Raw genomic sequence first — 1,470 nt, forward strand, 5'->3', positions numbered from 1 at the left:
GCGGCCAGATAACCTCTACTCCCCAGCCTTGTAAACCTCTGCAAAGTCTCTCGCCTGATCACTCAGCGCGAGGGAACGCCGATGCTTTTTCCAATTGACGCCCTACCCAATGGGCCTGCCTTTTGAATCCCGCCATTGGCTTTATGGTCCTGGCGGCGATGGACTCGAAGACGCGCGACGTCGATTCGGTCCTCAGCGACTTCAGGCAATGCCTTAACACCTATGACGAGTGGGCCGAGAGCTTCTGGAGCTTTTCGGCGCTGGATGTCGACCAGGTGTTCAAGGTGGGGGATGAGGTCGCGCTGGTGACGCCCGTTACCCGTTCTCTCCTTCCCAGCAGCACCGTCGCCATGTGCAAGGCCAGTGGTTCATTGTCGCTGGTGCACATGTTCCAAAGTGCTCGCTTTGTGCCGATTGGTAATACGCCGGTGATGCTGCAAATGGTCTCCAGGGACGGTGGACCGCTCGGCGACCCCATCCATAAAACCATCGGCCCCAGCGGCATTCTTGAAGTCACTGAGTGCACCCGTGACCAGCAGTATCGGGTCAGCTTTTATCCCAACGTTTCCAGGGATCACGTCAAGGCGCTGTATGCGTCCTATCAGGCGCAGATCAGCTTGCTGGAAGGCAGCTTGCGCGGTGAGTGGGCGGACACGTTCAAACCGATATGGGAGAGCTACTCCAAGGCCGGTGTTGTCGAGCGTTACACCTCGCTGCAACTGGCGTATGCGCAGGGATTTGGAAACGTGCTTTACGGTCTCTGGGACGGTATTGCGCAATTGTACAAATGGTTGGCAGACGTCAAGCCCAACAGCGAAAAGCTGCTGCAGTACCTGTCGCAAACCGAGCTTGAGGCACTGCTGCAACTGAGCAACGAGGCGATTGCCAACGGCCTGCTGATCCTGAGCGATGAGCCGCTGCTGTTCATCTACCTGTCGGCGATGGTCAGTTGGATGCGCATGCTGCCGCCGCATTACATGATTGAGTTGCTGAGCGAAATCACCGCCGAGGTGCTGCTCAATCTGCTTTTGCTGCGGGCCATCGGCGGTATGGGCGTGGCGGTACGCATGGGCACGCAGGTGCTGGGCAAGGTCAAATCCGGCCGTGCGCGGAAGTGGCTGGAACAGATGGCCAGGTTGGGCGGCACGGCCCGGATGGATGAGCATGCCGAGGTGCTTAAGCCGGTAGCGCTTAAGAGTCATGCGGTACCGGTCAAGGCCGCGAGTGTGCCGCTGAAGGTAGGCGCGGATGAGGCTTCGAATCCGGCACCGATGGTGCGAGAGCCGAAGACAGCACGTACATCGCTGGTGAGGCAGGAGCCTGTCGACGATGTGCCCTCTTCTGCGAAAAACCCTAACGGCGATGCCGCGACCAGTGCCGATAAAACCGCCACCAACGGTTGCCCGGTGTCGATGGTTACCGGTGAGGAACTGCTGACCCTCACCGATGGCGAGCTGGACGGGCTTCTGC

At 59.3% G+C, this 1,470-nt stretch carries 1 pseudogene; it reads left to right on the top strand.

Going from position 1 to position 1,470, the window contains the following annotated elements:
• Window positions 1–158: 158 nt before the first annotated feature.
• Window positions 159–1,470, top strand: a pseudogene (locus ACZRKZ_RS27715) (type IV secretion protein Rhs); the annotation flags it as partial.

The organism is Pseudomonas sp. c313, from assembly GCF_055407145.1.